Consider the following 14835-nt stretch of genomic DNA (forward strand, 5'->3'; position numbering starts at 1 on the left):
GTGTCAGCGGCTAGGCAAGGTGTCGTGGACGCCCGCAGGATCGTGGTCAAGGTCGGCTCCTCCTCCCTGACCACCGCGGCCGGGGGACTCGACGCCGACCGGGTGGACGCGCTCGTCGACGTCCTGGCCAAGGCGCGCAGCGGCGGGGAGAAGGAGATCGTCCTCGTCTCCAGCGGAGCCATCGCCGCCGGACTCTCCCCGCTCGGACTGCGCCGCCGCCCCAAGGACCTCGCCCGGCAGCAGGCCGCCGCCAGCGTCGGGCAGGGCCTGCTCGTCGCCCGGTACACCGCCTCCTTCGCCCGCTACGGCGTCCGCGTCGGCCAGGTGCTCCTCACCACCGACGACACCAGCCGGCGGGCGCACTACCGCAACGCCTACCGGACCCTGGACCAGCTGCTGGCCATGGGCGCGCTGCCCGTCGTCAACGAGAACGACACCGTCGCCACGGACGAGATCCGCTTCGGCGACAACGACCGGCTCGCGGCCCTGGTCGCCCACCTGGTCCGGGCCGACCTGCTGGTGCTGCTGTCCGACGTGGACGGCCTCTACGACGGCGACCCGTCCCAGCCCGGCACCACCCGCATCGACGAGGTCCGCGGCCCCGAGGACATCGCACACGTCTCCATCGGCAGCGCGGGCAAGGCGGGCGTGGGCACCGGCGGCATGGTCACCAAGGTCGAGGCGGCCCGGATCGCGGCCGCCGCCGGGATCCCGGTGGTACTGACCTCCGCCAGCCAGGCCGCCGACGCCCTGGCCGGGCGCGCCACGGGCACGCACTTCCACGCCACGGGCCGCCGCTCGGCGGACCGGCTGCTCTGGCTCCAGCACGCGTCCACGCCCCAGGGGCACCTGGTCCTCGACGACGGGGCGGTGCGCGCGGTCACCGAGCGCGGCAGCTCGCTGCTGCCCGCCGGGATCGCGGCGGTCGAAGGCGACTTCGTCGCCGGGGACCCCGTGGAGCTGCGCTCCGCCGACGGCCGCGCCGTGGCCCGGGGCCTGGTCAACTTCGATGCCAAGGAGCTCCCGCAGCTCCTCGGCCGCTCCACCCGAGAGCTCGCGCGGGAACTCGGACCCGCGTACGAGCGGGAGGTCGTCCACCGGGACGATCTGGTCCTGCTCCAGGGCTGAGGTTCGGCAAAACCGCCGCGCGGCGGGCCGTGGGCTGGTCAACTGTGAAAGGCGGGCGACACGCGTGGCAGAGACAGGAGGCGGCTGGTGAGACGAGCGCTGACCAGTGTCGGTCCGGGGGACGGTGACGGCGGCGGCGGCGGGGACGAGCGGGACCACGACTCGCGCCTGTGGCACGTGACCCTGAGCGTCTCCGGCAAGCCGGCCCCGCTGTCGGACGTCCGGCGCGGACTGGAACAACTGGCCCACGACCATCCCTTCCTGCTGACGAGCCGGTACGCCGACGACCACGCCGAGATCCGGTACTGGGAGGAGGCCCGCGACCTGCACGACGCGGCCGCCGTCGCCCTCCGGCTCTGGGGCGAACACCGCTCGTCGGCGCAGCTCCCGCCCTGGGAGATCGTCGGCCTGGAGGTCATCGACCGCGCCACCTACCACCAGCGCGTGGCCGAGGGCTACGGCCCGCCCCCGGCCCACCCGGTCGGCGTCCACCCGTACTGACGATCCGCCCCGCCCGTGGCCCTCCCGGCGCAAGCCGGGGGAGTTCGAGGCGCGGGTCCGGCCGTCTCGGGGGCTGGAAACCCCATCGGCCGGGGGACGGCCGGGGACTACCCTGGGCGGCATGACCTCGCTCGATGCCGCCACGGCCACCTCGCCCGTCCTCGCCACCGCGCAGCGGTCCCGCACCGCGGCCGCCGCCATCGCCCCGCTCCCGCGGTCCGCCAAGGACGCGGCCCTGCTGGCGATCGCGGACGCGCTGGAGGCCCGTACGACCGAGATCATCGCGGCCAACGCCGTCGACACCGGCAAGGCCCGCGCCGCCGGCACCAGCGAGACCGTCATCGACCGCCTCACGCTGACCCCCGAGCGGGTCGCGGCCATCGCCTCCGACGTACGGGACGTCGCCGCCCTCCCCGACCCCGTCGGAGAGGTCGTCCGCGGCAGCACCCTGCCCAACGGCATCGACCTCCGGCAGATCCGGGTCCCCCTCGGCGTCGTCGGCATCATCTACGAAGCCCGTCCCAACGTCACCGTCGACGCCGCCGCCCTCTGCCTCAAGTCCGGCAACGCCGTCCTGCTGCGCGGCAGCTCCTCCGCGTACGCCTCGAACACCGCGCTCGTCGGCATCCTGCGCGACGCGGTGGCCGCCGCCGGGCTGCCCGCCGACGCGGTCCAGCTCGTCCCCGGCGAGTCCCGCGACTCGGTCCGCGAGCTGATGCGCGCCCGCGGCCTCGTCGACGTGCTCATCCCGCGCGGCGGTGCCTCCCTCATCAAGACCGTGGTCGAGGAGTCCACCGTCCCGGTCATCGAGACCGGTACCGGCAACTGCCACGTCTACGTCGACGCGCAGGCCGACCTCGACATGGCCGTGGAGATCCTCGTCAACTCCAAGGCCAGCCGGCCCTCCGTCTGCAACTCCGCCGAGACCCTGCTGGTCCACCGCGACATCGCCGACGCCTTCCTCCCGCGCGCCCTCGACGCACTCGCCGACGCGGGCGTCACCGTCCACGGCGACGCCCGGGTCCTCGCCGCCGCCGCGGACACCAAGGCCACCGCCCTGCCCGCCACCGACGAGGACTGGGCGGCCGAGTACCTGTCCTACGACATCGCCGCCGGGGTCGTGGACTCCCTCGACGACGCCGTCGCCCACATCCGCCGCTGGACCTCCGGCCACACCGAGGCCATCGTCACCACCTCGCAGGCCGCCGCGCGCCGCTTCACCCAGCTGGTCGACTCGACCACGGTTGCCGTGAATGCCTCCACCCGGTTCACGGACGGTGGCCAGTTCGGCTTCGGCGCCGAGATCGGCATCTCCACGCAGAAGCTGCACGCCAGGGGCCCGATGGGCCTTCCCGAACTGACCTCCACCAAGTACATCGTCACCGGCGACGGTCACGTCAGGTAATCGCCGCCCCAACACGGCGTGGCCGGATTTCGGCGCACACCCTGCCCAAAGCAGGCCCCCAGGTCTACGCTGGTCCCGTGCCGGACGACGTGGGGGGCAAGTTCCCGGACGACGGGGAGCCCGACGACGACCGCGGAGGCGCGGACAAGGACTTCGCCTCCGTGGTGTTCGACGAGGCCTTCGTCCGGAACGCCGAGATCCATGAGCCGAGCGCCGCGGAGCGCCAGCGGGCCGCCGACCGGGCGCGCGCCGAGGCGGAAGCCGCCCGGGCCGTCGCCGGAGGCTGGACGGGCGACGACGACTACGACGGCTACGGATACGGCCATTCCGACGGCTACGGCCTCGACGACGGCTGGGAGCACGACCGGGGCCACGGCGCCGCCGAGGGCTCCTACGGCCCGTACGGGGCCTACGGCGGCAGTCTGCGCCCCTATCGCGGCCGCTCGCCCTGGCTGCGCCCCGTCGCCTGGGTGCTCGCCTTCGTGATGGGCCTCGGCATGGTCGCGCTCGCCTTCAGCGCCGTCTACCGCAGCGCCGCGGGCGAGGCGGAGCCGGCCCCCGCGCCCGCCAGTACGCCGCTGAGGGAAGTCACCGGCGTCGGCGCGTTTACGTACCCCTCCGACCGCCAACCCTGAAAGTACGACCCCACTCGCATGAATGTCGGAGCTGGGGGCTTCTCTGAAGCGGGGACAGCGGGGAGAAGCGATGGCCGTGCCAGGAGACCCACCCAACGGCACCCCCGAGGGCATCGGCGGTGGTGACGACGAGTTCCGGTCGGACGAGCTCCGCTCGGTGGTGTTCGACGAGGACTTCGTCCGCGCTGCCCGGCTCCAGGAGTACTCCGCGCAGGAGCGCATGGGCGAGCACGCCCGGGCCGTCCGCAGCCGCTCCATGTGGTCCTCCGGCGGCTCCGCCCCCCGGACCAGCACCCCCGGCCGCGGTGCCCGCCAGGGCATGGTGCTCGTGCTGCTCATCGCCACGGCCTTCGCCTGCGCCGTCTACATGGGGCTGCGCAACCCGTACGTCCCGCCGCCCGGCGGTCCCGCGGAGCCGTTCAGCAGCACAGTCGTCCCGCTGGCACCCGCGGTGGCCGTGCCCGGCGGACGGCCCGCCGACCTGTACGCGAACGGCCCCGCCGCCGAGTACCGCGTCGGGGCGGCCGGGATCACCCTGCCGGCCGTGCGCCGCACGCACCATTTCACCGACGCCCAGGTCGTCACCGCGCTGTCCATCGCCAAGGACTACCTGGTGCAGTCCTCGCTGGACCCCGACGTCCTGGCCTCGGCCGCCTCCCGGCCGGTGCGAGTGCTGCTCGACCCGGACCAGCTGGACCAGTTCGACCGCAGCATGACCGCGCCCTCCGGCGACGGCCGGCACGCCGCCACCGGCTGGCTGGTCCGCTTCGACCCGGCCACGGCCGTCGTGGCCGACTCCCGGGTCCGGGTGAGCGGCACCCTCGCCTTCGCCGAGGTGAACCCGGACGCGCTCGAGGTGCTCACCGACCACACCTTCGTGTACGCCGTGCGCCCGGCCGGCGGAGCCCCCGCGGCGGTCGACGGGGCCTCGCTGTTCACCGTCCGCCGCGAGCTGCGGCTGCGCTTCGACCGGGAGGACCTGGGCGCCCGGCGGGCGGAGCTGGTCACGGCCTATGTGGTGGCCGGGCCGCAGGCCTGCTCCAGCGACCCGGCCGACGCCTTCCGCCCGCTGCCGGCCGGAGCCGGTCCGACCACGGTCGGCCCGGCCGCGAGCGACCCGTACGCCACCGGGCAGCCGCGCCGCACGGCAGGGCTGTGCGGCGTGCTGGCCCCGCCGACGACGCCGCCCGCCGAGACGCAACAGCCCGCCCAGACGCCGCCCGCCGAGACGCAGCCCGCGACCCCGCCGAGGGAGCCGGTCAGCCCTGCTCCGTAGCCCCGCCCCTGCCCTCGCCGCTGCCGGACCCGGACCCCGGGCCGGCGCCCGTGAACTTGTCGCGGAGCTTGCCGCCCATGTCGGCCGCGCCGCCCGCGATGTCGCCGACCAGCTTGAACAGCGGGTCCTTGCTGGTGCGCACCGAGTCGGCGTAGTGCGCGGCGGACTGCCGGAAGGAGTCGGACACCGAGGTGTCCTTGTCCTCCTCGCGGCGCGGGTAGTGGCCGTCCATGATCCGCTGGTAGTCGCGGTTCTCCGACCACTTCTTCAGCTCGGCCGCCCGCACCGTGGTGAAGGGGTGCGTGCGCGGCAGCATGTTCATGATCTTCAGGACGGAGTCGCGCAGATCGCCGCTCGACTCGTACTCCTGCGCCTGGGCCAGGAAGGCGTCCACGTTCATCTCGTGGATGTGGTTGCCGCCCGCGAGCTTCATCAGGCCGCGCATCGAGGCCTGGAGGTCCTGCCCCACCAGCAGCCCGGCCCGGTCCGCCGACAGCTCCGACTTGCGGAACCACTCCCGCAGCGCGGTCACGATCGCCATGATCGCCACATTGCCCAGCGGGATCCACGCCACCTTCAGCGCCAGGTTCGTCAGGAACAGCAGGATCGTGCGGTACACCGCGTGCCCGGACAGGGCGTGGCCCACCTCGTGGCCCACCACCGCCCGCATCTCCTCCTCGTCGAGCAGCTCGACCAGGCTCGTCGTCACCACGATGATCGGCTCGTCCAGCCCGATGCACATGGCATTGGGCTTCGGGTCCTGCTGCACGTACATCTGCGGGACCTTCTCCAGGTCCAGGATGTAACAGGCGTCGCGGAGCATCTCGTACAGGTGCGGGAACTGGGTCTCGCCGACCCGCACCGAGTCCGACAGGAACAGCAGCCGCAGGCTCCGCTCCGGAAGCAGCCCGCTCAGGGCCTTGAACACCGTGTCGAAACCGCTCAGCTTGCGCAGCGCGACCAGCGCCGAACGGTCCGCCGGGTGTTCGTACGCCCGCGAGGAGATGCCGGGGAACCTCCTGCGGTCCCGCGCCGGCACCTTCTCGAAGCCTGTCTGCGTCATAGCGCCCTCCCCTGGATCGACCTGCGTGGCCCTGCGTCTATCCTCTCCAACGCCTGAGTCGGCGTGAGCGTGCCCCAGGCCCCCGCATACGATGTGAGCGAAGTCTCCGCCCGCTCCCGACTCGATAGGTACCTGCCTGATGAGCCTCTCCTCCACCGCCCACAACCTGGTCGTCCTCGCCTCGGAGGGGGCCGGGCAGCACGGCGGCAACCACGACAGCCTGAACCCCTACCTCACCGGCGGCGGCGCGCTCGTCATCCTGCTCCTGATGCTCTGGGTCACCACGCGCCTGAACCGGGACCGCTAGAGCGCCCCGACCTGGACCGCCGAGCCGTCCGGGCCAGTAGGCTCTGCGCTCATGGGAGAGCAGGAGACGCCTACCGGCCCGGTCAAGCGCCGGCTCGGGGTCATGGGCGGCACATTCGACCCGATCCACCACGGGCACCTGGTGGCCGCCAGCGAGGTGGCCGCGCTGTTCCACCTCGACGAGGTGGTGTTCGTGCCGACCGGCCAGCCCTGGCAGAAGTCGCAGCGTGCCGTCTCGCCCGCCGAGGACCGCTACCTGATGACCGTCATCGCCACGGCCTCGAACCCGCAGTTCTCGGTGAGCCGCATCGACATCGACCGCGGCGGAGCGACGTACACGATCGACACCCTGCGGGACCTGAAGGCGCTGAACGACGACGCCGACCTGTTCTTCATCACCGGTGCCGACGCGCTCGCCCAGATCCTGACCTGGCGGAACGCCGAAGAGCTGTTCTCCCTCGCCCATTTCATCGGGGTCACCCGGCCCGGCCACGTCCTCACCGACGACGGACTGCCCGAGGGCGGCGTCTCCCTGGTCGAGGTGCCCGCGCTGGCCATCTCCTCGACGGACTGCCGCGCCCGGGTCGCCGAGGGGGACCCCGTCTGGTACCTGGTGCCCGACGGCGTGGTGCGCTACATCGACAAGCGTGAGCTGTACCGGGGAGCCTGAGCTTCCGGGAAGAGAGGGGCCTCGGTGAACGACCGACAGGATCCGTACGACCCGTACGCCACCCACGAGCAGCAGCTCATCGGCTACGACGCGTACGGGCGGCCGGTGTACGGCCAGGCGCCCGCCCAGCCCGCCCAGGACTACGCACAGCAGCAGTACGGCTACGACTACCAGGCGCAGGGGTACGGGCAGCAGCCCCAGCAGCAGTACTACGCCGACCCCGCGCAGGACTACGCGCAGCAGCAGGCCCCCGACTACGGCTACGACCCGCAGCAGGCCCAGCAAGCGCACCAGGCCCAGCAGACCCAGCAGGCCCAGCAGTGGATCCCGCAGCAGGCGGCCCCCGAGCCCCGGCACCAGCCGGAGCCCGAGGCGGAGCGGCAGCGGTCCGCGCAGGTCCCCGAGCCGCGCCGGCCCGACGCGGGGTCCGAGGCGGGGCGGGACTACCGCACCGAGATGTTCGCCTTCATCGACCAGCCGGACGAGGAGTCCGAGGACGTCATCGACTGGCTCAAGTTCACCGAGAGCCGGACCGAGCGCCGCGAGGAGGCCCGCCGCCGCGGCCGCAACCGGGTGGTGGCGCTGATCGTCGTCCTCGCGGTGTTCGTCGTCGCCGGCCTCGGCTACCTCTGGTACGCGGGCAAGCTGCCCTTCCTCGACGGTCCGGGGAAGCAGGACAGCGGCGCGACCGCCGCCGCCGGGCCGCAGAAGCGCGACATGATCGTCGTCCACGTGTACCACACCAAGAAGGGCGGGACCTCCTCGGCGCTGCTCGTCGACAACGTCACCGCCAAGCAGGGCGCCACCGTCCTGCTGCCCGACACCCTCGGCGTGCCCGGCCCGGACGGGACCGCGACCGGTCTCGCCAAGGCCGTGGAGGGCGGCCTCGGCACCCGCGAGGCCCTCGACTCCGTGCTCGGCACGCACATCGGCGGCACCTGGCGGCTGGACACCCCCTTCCTGGAGAACCTGGTCGAGCTGGTCGGCGGCATCGAGGTGGACACCGACACGGCGGTCCCGGCCGACGACGCGGCCAAGACGCCGGCCGTCGCCCAGGGCCAGAAGCAGAGCCTGAGCGGCCCGATGGCCGTCGCGTACGCCACGTACCAGGCCCAGGGCGAACCGGAGGCCAAGCAGCTGGAGCGCATGGGCAAGGTGCTGTACGCGGTCCTGCGCAAGGTCCCGAGCGATCCGAAGGCGGCCGCGGTGACGGTCGAGAGCATGGGCCAGATCCTCGACCCGGCCCTGAACGCGCAGACGCTCGGCGCCCTGCTGTCGCGGCTCGGCGCGCACGCCAAGGTGGGCGCCTACCGCACCGACGTCCTCGGCGTGAAGGCCGACGGGGCCCTGACCGACGAGGCCACGAAGAAGGTGGTCAAGGAGGTCCTCGGCGGCTCCGTCACGGAGGGGCAGCCCGGGGCCGCCGCGCGCGTCGGGCTGAAGGACGCCACGGGCGACGAGAAGGCGCAGGTCGCGGCGAAGGCGGCGCTGCTGAACGGCGGCTACGACTTCGTGGACGGGGGCAAGGCGGACAAGAGCGCGGCCGCCTCGCAGATCACCTACCAGGACGACGCCCAGAAGGACCGGGCGGTCGAGGTCGCCAAGACGCTGGGGCTGCCCGAGACCGCCGTCAAGAAGGCCGAGAACGCCGTGAACGCGGACATCGTGGTGGTCCTGGGCAGGGACTACAAGGCGTCCTGACCCCCCTGCGCGGCTCTGACATGCGGGTTCGCCCGCGCGGAACGTTCCGCGCGGGCGGGGTCGGCGGTACATGAGACCCTTGTAAGGATCTGCCCGCCAACCCGAAAGCATGGCCAGTGACCGCCACGGACCGCTCCATCGAGCTCATCACCGCCGCCGCCCAGGCCGCGGCCGACCGGCTCGCGCACGACATCATCGCGTACGACGTCAGCGACGTGCTGTCGATCACCGACGCCTTCCTGCTCGCCTCGGCGCCCAACGACCGCCAGGTCAAGTCGATCGTGGACGAGATCGAGGAGCGCCTGCTCAAGGAGCTCGGCGCCAAGCCGGTGCGCCGCGAGGGCGACCGCGACGCCCGCTGGATCCTGCTCGACTACGTCGACATCGTCGTCCACGTCCAGCACAGCGAGGAGCGGGTCTTCTACGCGCTGGAGCGCCTGTGGAAGGACTGCCCCGAGATCGAGCTCCCCGAGGACGCCAAGCTCACCATCGGCAAGGCCGAGGAGCACGCCAAGCTGCGCGAGGCGGCCGGCGACGACGAGCAGGACGGTGATCTGTTCTGAGCGCGACCACCACGGGCAGGTCCGGCAGGAAGATCGTCCTCTGGCGGCACGGTCAGACCTCGTGGAACCTGGAACGCCGTTTCCAGGGCTCCACGGACATCGAGCTGACCGAGGCCGGAGTGGCGCAGGCGCGCCGCTCCGCCCGGCTGCTCGCCTCGCTGAAGCCGGACGCCATCGTGGCCTCCGACCTGCGGCGCGCGGCGGCCACCGCCGCGGAGCTGGCCGCCGTCACCGGGCTTCCCGTGACGCACGACGCGGCGCTGCGCGAGACGTACGCCGGTGAGTGGCAGGGCCTGACGCACGACGAGATCCTCGGGAAGTACGGCGAGCAGTACGCGGCGTGGAAGCGCGGCGAGCCGGTGCGCCGGGGCGGCGGTGAGCTGGAGACCGAGGTCGCCGACCGCGCCGCGCCGGTGGTGCTCGGGCACGCCGGGCAGCTGCCGGAGGGCGGCACGCTCGTCGTGGTCAGCCACGGCGGCACCATCCGCACGACCATCGGCCGCCTGCTGGGCCTGGAGTCTTCCTACTGGGAGGGCCTGGGCGGGCTCTCCAACTGCTGCTGGTCCGTCCTCGGCGAGGGCGCGCGCGGCTGGCGCCTGCTGGAGCACAACGCCGGCACGCTGCCGGAACCGGTGCTCGGCGACGACGACTGAGCGGCTCCGTGCCGCTCCCCGCGGGGGCTTCCACCCGGATTTCACTTTCCGGCTGGTCACAGGCTAGAGTTCTTCTTGTTCGCAGCGCGGAACACCGGAGACGGGGGGAGCGCGGCGGAGAGCGGGGCTATAGCTCAGTTGGTAGAGCGCCTGCATGGCATGCAGGAGGTCAGGAGTTCAATTCTCCTTAGCTCCACAATCAGGATCCCGTCCCCAACAGGGGGCGGGATCCTTGCTTTTGTACCCTTTGCGATTGCTGACCTGGCCCGTACCGGCATGGCAGAATCGGACGGCCGGAGGGGGAGACGACGGCCCGATGCGGGAGGGAGTCGCTGACGGATGGGTGCACACCGGCGGCGGTGCGACTGGTGCAACAACGGCACGCCGATCGTGCGGGACATGGAACCGGTCAACCCCGACTACCAGTACTGGTGCGAGGAATGCGCACGGGCGCTGATCATAAAGGGCGACCCGATCGAGACGTACCGGGAGCTGGAAGGGGAGCCGATCTACGGCCGGCTGCTCGACGAGCACTGCACGCTCAAGCGGTTCTACCAGTTCGCGCGAGCGTGACGGAATAGGTCAAACCGGGCATGGCCTGAGGTCGACGGAAACCGATTTTTGGACCAGGGCCATGACCGTGTAATGTTTGGGACGTCGCCAAGGGGAACCGGAAACGGAAGCCGGGCGGCAAGGTAGGACAAGGGGCTATAGCTCAGTTGGTAGAGCGCCTGCATGGCATGCAGGAGGTCAGGAGTTCAATTCTCCTTAGCTCCACAGTGAAGAAGCGGGCCACCCGGATCGGGTGGCCCGCTTCTCGTCGTGCCCGTGCCCGTGGCGGCGCCGCGGGCGGCTCAGAGCCAGCCCAGCCGTGCCGCCTTCACCCCGAGCTCGAACCGGCTGGACGCCCCGGCCAGGGCCGAGAGGTCGGCCACCATCCGCCGCTGGGTCCGCACCGAGACCCCCAGGGCCCGGGCCACCACGGCGTCCGTGACCCCCTCCGCGAGCATGCGCAGCAGCTCCCGCTCCTGCGGGGACGGGGAGTCCGGCGCCGGACCGGTGGCCTCCGCGGCCGCCTGCAGGGTCTCGGAGCTCTTCCAGTACGCGGTGAACAGCGCGTGCAGGGCCCGCACCACGGGCGCACTGCGCACCAGCAGCGCCGTCGGCTGGCCCGCCTGGACGTCGCCCGGGAGAACGGCCTCCACGCCGTCCACGATGAGCAGCCGCATGGGCAGCGTGGGCGCCAGCCGGATCTCCCCGCCGTGCTCGTTGGCCCAGCGCAGGTAGGTGAGCGCCTGCCGGTCCTTGCCGATGGCGTGCAGGTAGATGCTGCGGAACCGGACCCCGCGCAGGATCGCCTGCTCGTTGAGCGGCCGGCCCGCCTCGATGGCCTCCGGGGTGAGCGAGCCCTCCGGCTGGAGCGAGAGCACCTCGCGGTCGCAACGGCTGGCAAGGGTCTCCAGCCGGGTGCGGATCTCGTCCTTGCCGTGCAGGACCTCCGTCCCGCTCGCCGCATCCGCCCGGCCGGCCGTCACGTACTCGGTGGCGAGCAGGGTCAGGGCCGCGCGGGTCTGGGCCACCCGCTCCTGCCGCAGGGCCAGTTCCTGCTGTTCGCGCTGGAGCATCATCTCCAGGCCCAGGTCGGGGCTGACCGCACGGACGTCGCCCGGATCGTCCCAGGACGGCCGCAGCAGGGCCAGCTCCACCAGCCGGTCGAGCGACTCCCGTACGCGCTGCTCGGAGATCGACAGCCGCTCGGCCAGCCGGTCCGGGCGCTGCTCGCGGTGCAGGAGCACGGCCCGGTAGACCGCGAGGACATCCGCGTCGAGAGCCGACTGGGTCTGCGTCATACCCGTCACCCTTCCGAGGGGGCGGCCCGCGTCCGGGGGTGCTGTGCGGGCGGTCGCCGTAGCGTTCCACGGCGCCGGGCGGGCTGTCTTGGACGAACCCGACGCCCGTGCGCGGGCGGCGCGAGCCCGCCCGGTCAGCAGGCCAGCACGGCGCTGGTGACCTCGCCGCTGACCCGGTCCACCTCGGCGGAGCCGGGCCCGTCCGACGCGCGCAGGGCCAGGAAGCGCGAGGGGGAGTGGGCGGTCATCGCCTTGAAGTCCCGGTTCAGATGGGCCTGGTCGTAGAAGCCGGCCAGGGCGGCGGCCTCGGCCGGGCGCATCCCCGCCGACAGGGAGCCGAGGGCGCGGCGGATCCGGAGCACCCGGGCCGCCGTCCGCGGCGGGAGCCCGATCTGTTCCCGGAAGCGGCGCTCCAACTGCCGTTCGCTCCAGGAGGTCTCGGAGGCCAGCGTGTGCACGGGCAGGGTCCCGCCGCTGCCTTCCAGCCGGTTCCACGCCCACACGGTGCGGGGGCAGGGCGCCGGGCCGGCCTGGATCCACAGCCGCAGCGCCGCGTCGAGGATCCGGAACCGGTCCGGCCAGCCGGGCGTACCGGCCAGGACCTCGCACAGGTCCTGGTAGCGGTGCCCGGCCAGAGCGGAGGTCTCGTTGACCGTGTTGCCCAGCTCGTGCATGTCGACGCCGAAGAGCCGGAACGCGGCCCAGGGGCGCAGGGTCACCTCGATGCCGTGCAGTTCGCCGTCGTGCTCGCCCAGGGTGGGGCGGGAGACCATGCCCGAGACCAGCGGGGCGGACGAGTGCACCAGGGTCTGGCCGGTCGTCGCGGACCGGACCCGCAGCGGCCGGCGTCCGAGGTTCAGCACGACGGTCACCGCCGCGCAGGGGATCTCCAGCCGGCGGCGCGGCCGGCCGAGGGAGAGCCGGAACCCGCGGTAGGCCAGGACGCCCGGCCGCAGCGCCGGGTGCGGCAGCCGTTCGCTGAACTCCCAGGTGCCCGCCGGACACGCACGTATCCGCATCTGCTCTCCCCCTTCGCGGGCGTCCGCGTACGGCCGCCCCCGCTCCCCGTGGCCCAGAGCCGAGACCCAGGGCCAAGCCTCATCTCCGCCCGCACGGCCCACCAGCCGGTTTTCCGACAACCAGCCGTGCGGGACGGGCTTGGCAGGTTTGTGTCATGCATCCGGCTGCAGCGCGGCAGCCCTTGGGCGGGCCGCCGCCGGGTGCTGTTCTGGGAGCAGGCCGGGCACCCGCCCGGGACGGCGCCGGACCACGCGCCACAGACCTTTCAGGGGGACCCATGCCCAGCATCACGTTCCACGCCGGACGATGTGCCGCCACCGCCGCGCTCGCCGTGGCGGTCCTCGTGCCGCTGCACGCGGCGGCGGCCCAAGGCCCGGCGGGCGGCGGCGCGTACACCGCCGACCTCGCCGAGGGAGCGGACCCGGGGACCGGCACCGGCACCGGCAACGACGACTTCATCTGGAACATCGCGCCGAAGCCGGCCCCCGCCCCGGGCGCCGCCGCGCATGCCTGACCCCTTCCGCGCGCCGACCGGCCGCGTCGCCCTGGTGGTCACCCGCTGCCACGCCTTCGGCGGGCCGCTGTGCCGGGCGCTGTCCGCGGACGGCGCCCGGCTCGCCGTCGCGGGCGCCTCGGTCCTCGAAGTCAGCGAGATCTGCGCCGAGTTGGGACGCGACGAAGCCCCGGGCGCCGCCACCGCCCTGCCCTACCTGATGGCTCCCGGCGCCGACAGCGGCCCCCGGCGCCTCGTCGCCGCCGTCATGGACGACCTCCAGCGCATCGACGCCCTCGCCGTGGACGCGACGGCCGGCGTGCCCGCCGCCGCCCTGGTCGCCGAGACGGCCCGCGCCATGGCCCGCGGCGGCCGGGCCGGGCGCATCGTCGTCACCGGACCCGCGCGGCTCGCCGCGCGGGTCCGCCGGTGGGCCGACGCCCCGCACGCCCACGGCATCACCGTGAACCTCCTCGCGCCGGGCCCGCGGGCCACGGCCGAGGACCTGGCGGCGGGCGCCGCCCTGCTGCTGTCCCCGCTCGCCGGGGGCATCACCGGTCAGGCCATCGGGGTCGACGGCAGCCGCGCCCCGCGCCGCTGAGCCCCTCTTCCCCGGCTCGCCTCCCCCCCCACCCCTCTCCCATCCACGGCCTCCCGAGGAGGAAGCCCGGTGGACGTTTCCGCCTGTCCCCACACGCCCGGCGAGTCGGTCGACGCCGGGCCCGCCCCCTCGCTCCGCCCCGGAGTCCTGCGCTACCGGGGCTTCCGGCGCGCCCAGGGCCCGCCCTGCCGGCACCTGGAAGTGCCCGCGGGCGCCGTGAGCCTGCTCCTGCTGACCGAGGGCGAGCTGCTGCTGGGCCCGCCCGACACCCCCGGGCCGCTCGCCGCGCACACCGCGGTGGCCTGCGGGATGCGCACCAGCGGGCTGGCCGTCGAACACCGCGGCCCGGTCGCCGGAGTCGAGGTGACCCTCACGCCCTGGTGCGCCTACACCCTCTTCGGCGGCCATCCCCTGGCCCGGCTGGGCCGCGGCCCGCTCGACCTCGCCGAACTGATCGGGCCGCGGGCGGCCGCCCTGCGCGAACGGCTGGCCGAGGCCTCCGGTCCGCCCGCGCGGTTCGCCGTACTCGACCGGACCCTCGCCGAGCTGCTGACCGCCGGGCCGCCACCCGCTCCGCCGGTCGTACGGGCCTGGCGCGGCCTGCACGCGAGCGCGGGCGGCGCCCCCATCCCGCAGCTGGCCCACGAGGTCGGCTGGTGCCAGAGCCAGCTGGAGCGCCGCTTCCGCGAACAGGTCGGCCTGACCCCCAAGGGCTGCGCGCGCGTCATCCGGCTGCGCAACGCGCTGCGGCTGCTGCGCGGCGGCCTGCCCGGCGCGGAACTCGCCGCGGCGGCCGGCTTCCACGACCAGTCCCATCTGAGCCGTGAATTCAAGTCCATGACCGGCACCACGCTCGGCCGCTATCTCGCGGCGGCGGGAAGCTGAATTTCTACAAGACCGGCAGCGGCCGGATCCGCGAAGGTAATGACCACGGAGAGAGGAAAGCGAATCTCCGGAAAGAAGAAGCACT

Annotated in this window: 17 protein-coding genes and 2 tRNA genes; 16 read left to right on the forward strand and 3 right to left on the reverse strand. The window is 73.3% G+C overall.

All coding sequences use genetic code 11. From position 1 onward, the window contains the following. The 5 genes from proB (at position 1) to AB0D66_RS23310 (ending at position 4945) form a co-directional block, all read left to right on the forward strand. The gene (proB, locus tag AB0D66_RS23290; RefSeq protein ID WP_361751278.1) at positions 1-1128 is read left to right on the forward strand and encodes a glutamate 5-kinase; all 1128 of its coding nucleotides are present in this window, start codon (positions 1-3) and stop codon (positions 1126-1128) included. An 84-nt stretch (positions 1129-1212) separates the two neighbouring features. Further along, positions 1213-1629 (forward strand): hypothetical protein, encoded by a 417-nt coding sequence (locus AB0D66_RS23295; RefSeq protein WP_362306866.1) that lies wholly within the window; start codon positions 1213-1215, stop codon positions 1627-1629. Positions 1630-1750: 121 nt separating this feature from the next. After that, positions 1751-3034 carry a glutamate-5-semialdehyde dehydrogenase gene (locus tag AB0D66_RS23300; RefSeq protein ID WP_362306677.1) on the forward strand — a complete coding sequence of 428 codons (1284 nt, stop codon included), beginning with the start codon at positions 1751-1753 and terminating at the stop codon, positions 3032-3034. A 77-nt stretch (positions 3035-3111) separates the two neighbouring features. Continuing rightward, positions 3112-3669 carry a hypothetical protein gene (locus AB0D66_RS23305; RefSeq protein WP_362306680.1) on the forward strand — a complete coding sequence of 186 codons (558 nt, stop codon included), beginning with the start codon at positions 3112-3114 and terminating at the stop codon, positions 3667-3669. 70 nt (positions 3670-3739) lie between these two features. Beyond that, complete coding sequence (locus tag AB0D66_RS23310) at positions 3740-4945, forward strand: hypothetical protein (RefSeq protein ID WP_362306682.1); 1206 nt, start codon at positions 3740-3742, stop codon at positions 4943-4945. Here AB0D66_RS23310 and AB0D66_RS23315 read toward each other — a convergent pair. Continuing rightward, positions 4929-6008 (reverse strand): M48 family metallopeptidase, encoded by a 1080-nt coding sequence (locus AB0D66_RS23315; RefSeq protein WP_362306685.1) that lies wholly within the window; start codon positions 6006-6008, stop codon positions 4929-4931. The two genes, AB0D66_RS23310 and AB0D66_RS23315, sit on opposite strands and share 17 nt — an antisense overlap. Positions 6009-6147: 139 nt before the next feature. On the opposite strand from AB0D66_RS23315, the gene AB0D66_RS23320 reads away from it, so the two are divergent. The 8 genes from AB0D66_RS23320 (at position 6148) to AB0D66_RS23355 (ending at position 10678) form a co-directional block, all read left to right on the forward strand. Next, a complete protein-coding gene (locus AB0D66_RS23320) occupies positions 6148-6315 on the forward strand; it encodes a hypothetical protein (RefSeq protein WP_167739571.1) in 168 nt (55 codons plus the stop codon). Positions 6316-6366: 51 nt separating this feature from the next. Next, on the forward strand, positions 6367-6984 hold the full coding sequence (gene nadD / locus AB0D66_RS23325; protein WP_362306688.1) for a nicotinate-nucleotide adenylyltransferase: 618 nt from the start codon (positions 6367-6369) through the stop codon (positions 6982-6984). A 24-nt stretch (positions 6985-7008) separates the two neighbouring features. Then, positions 7009-8685, forward strand: a complete 1677-nt coding sequence (locus AB0D66_RS23330) for an LCP family protein (protein WP_362306691.1) — start codon at positions 7009-7011, stop codon at positions 8683-8685. 116 nt (positions 8686-8801) lie between these two features. Then, entirely contained in the window at positions 8802-9248 is a 447-nt protein-coding gene (gene rsfS / locus AB0D66_RS23335; RefSeq protein WP_069920249.1) for a ribosome silencing factor, read from the forward strand. Beyond that, the gene (locus tag AB0D66_RS23340; protein ID WP_362306868.1) at positions 9245-9901 is read left to right on the forward strand and encodes a histidine phosphatase family protein; all 657 of its coding nucleotides are present in this window, start codon (positions 9245-9247) and stop codon (positions 9899-9901) included. Before rsfS ends, AB0D66_RS23340 begins: the two co-directional genes overlap by 4 nt. A gap of 123 nt (positions 9902-10024) precedes the next feature. Continuing rightward, a tRNA-Ala gene (locus tag AB0D66_RS23345) sits at positions 10025-10097 on the forward strand. A 143-nt stretch (positions 10098-10240) separates the two neighbouring features. Beyond that, complete coding sequence (locus AB0D66_RS23350) at positions 10241-10474, forward strand: hypothetical protein (protein WP_007264019.1); 234 nt, start codon at positions 10241-10243, stop codon at positions 10472-10474. Positions 10475-10605: 131 nt separating this feature from the next. Then, positions 10606-10678, forward strand: a tRNA-Ala gene (locus AB0D66_RS23355). A gap of 77 nt (positions 10679-10755) precedes the next feature. Here AB0D66_RS23355 and AB0D66_RS23360 read toward each other — a convergent pair. Both AB0D66_RS23360 and AB0D66_RS23365 read right to left on the reverse strand, forming a co-directional pair. After that, positions 10756-11751, reverse strand: coding sequence for a LuxR family transcriptional regulator (locus tag AB0D66_RS23360; protein ID WP_362306695.1), 996 nt, complete (start codon positions 11749-11751; stop codon positions 10756-10758). A 134-nt stretch (positions 11752-11885) separates the two neighbouring features. Then, the gene (locus AB0D66_RS23365) at positions 11886-12770 is read right to left on the reverse strand and encodes a helix-turn-helix domain-containing protein (RefSeq protein ID WP_362306698.1); all 885 of its coding nucleotides are present in this window, start codon (positions 12768-12770) and stop codon (positions 11886-11888) included. A gap of 278 nt (positions 12771-13048) precedes the next feature. Here AB0D66_RS23365 and AB0D66_RS23370 point away from each other — a divergent pair, with 278 nt between their 5' ends. The 3 genes from AB0D66_RS23370 (at position 13049) to AB0D66_RS23380 (ending at position 14750) form a co-directional block, all read left to right on the forward strand. Beyond that, a complete protein-coding gene (locus tag AB0D66_RS23370) occupies positions 13049-13285 on the forward strand; it encodes a hypothetical protein (protein ID WP_362306701.1) in 237 nt (78 codons plus the stop codon). Further along, positions 13278-13865, forward strand: coding sequence for a hypothetical protein (locus AB0D66_RS23375; protein ID WP_362306704.1), 588 nt, complete (start codon positions 13278-13280; stop codon positions 13863-13865). Before AB0D66_RS23370 ends, AB0D66_RS23375 begins: the two co-directional genes overlap by 8 nt. A 69-nt stretch (positions 13866-13934) precedes the next feature. Beyond that, positions 13935-14750 (forward strand): helix-turn-helix domain-containing protein, encoded by an 816-nt coding sequence (locus tag AB0D66_RS23380; RefSeq protein ID WP_362306707.1) that lies wholly within the window; start codon positions 13935-13937, stop codon positions 14748-14750. The last annotated feature ends 85 nt before the right edge of the window (positions 14751-14835 follow it).

This window comes from Streptomyces sp. NPDC048270 (genome assembly GCF_040652335.1).
GTDB lineage: Bacteria > Actinomycetota > Actinomycetes > Streptomycetales > Streptomycetaceae > Streptomyces.

What these genes read in the sequence shown, in the direction of transcription:
- AB0D66_RS23315 (WP_362306685.1), bottom strand. Translation starts at nt 6,008, where the DNA reads ATGACGCAGACAGGCTTCGAGAAGGTGCCGGCGCGGGACCGCAGGAGG.
- AB0D66_RS23370 (WP_362306701.1), top strand. Translation starts at nt 13,049, where the DNA reads ATGCCCAGCATCACGTTCCACGCCGGACGATGTGCCGCCACCGCCGCG.
- AB0D66_RS23320 (WP_167739571.1), top strand. Translation starts at nt 6,148, where the DNA reads ATGAGCCTCTCCTCCACCGCCCACAACCTGGTCGTCCTCGCCTCGGAG.
- AB0D66_RS23310 (WP_362306682.1), top strand. Translation starts at nt 3,740, where the DNA reads ATGGCCGTGCCAGGAGACCCACCCAACGGCACCCCCGAGGGCATCGGC.
- AB0D66_RS23365 (WP_362306698.1), bottom strand. Translation starts at nt 12,770, where the DNA reads ATGCGGATACGTGCGTGTCCGGCGGGCACCTGGGAGTTCAGCGAACGG.
- AB0D66_RS23350 (WP_007264019.1), top strand. Translation starts at nt 10,241, where the DNA reads ATGGGTGCACACCGGCGGCGGTGCGACTGGTGCAACAACGGCACGCCG.
- AB0D66_RS23375 (WP_362306704.1), top strand. Translation starts at nt 13,278, where the DNA reads ATGCCTGACCCCTTCCGCGCGCCGACCGGCCGCGTCGCCCTGGTGGTC.
- nadD (WP_362306688.1), top strand. Translation starts at nt 6,367, where the DNA reads ATGGGAGAGCAGGAGACGCCTACCGGCCCGGTCAAGCGCCGGCTCGGG.
- AB0D66_RS23300 (WP_362306677.1), top strand. Translation starts at nt 1,751, where the DNA reads ATGACCTCGCTCGATGCCGCCACGGCCACCTCGCCCGTCCTCGCCACC.
- AB0D66_RS23360 (WP_362306695.1), bottom strand. Translation starts at nt 11,751, where the DNA reads ATGACGCAGACCCAGTCGGCTCTCGACGCGGATGTCCTCGCGGTCTAC.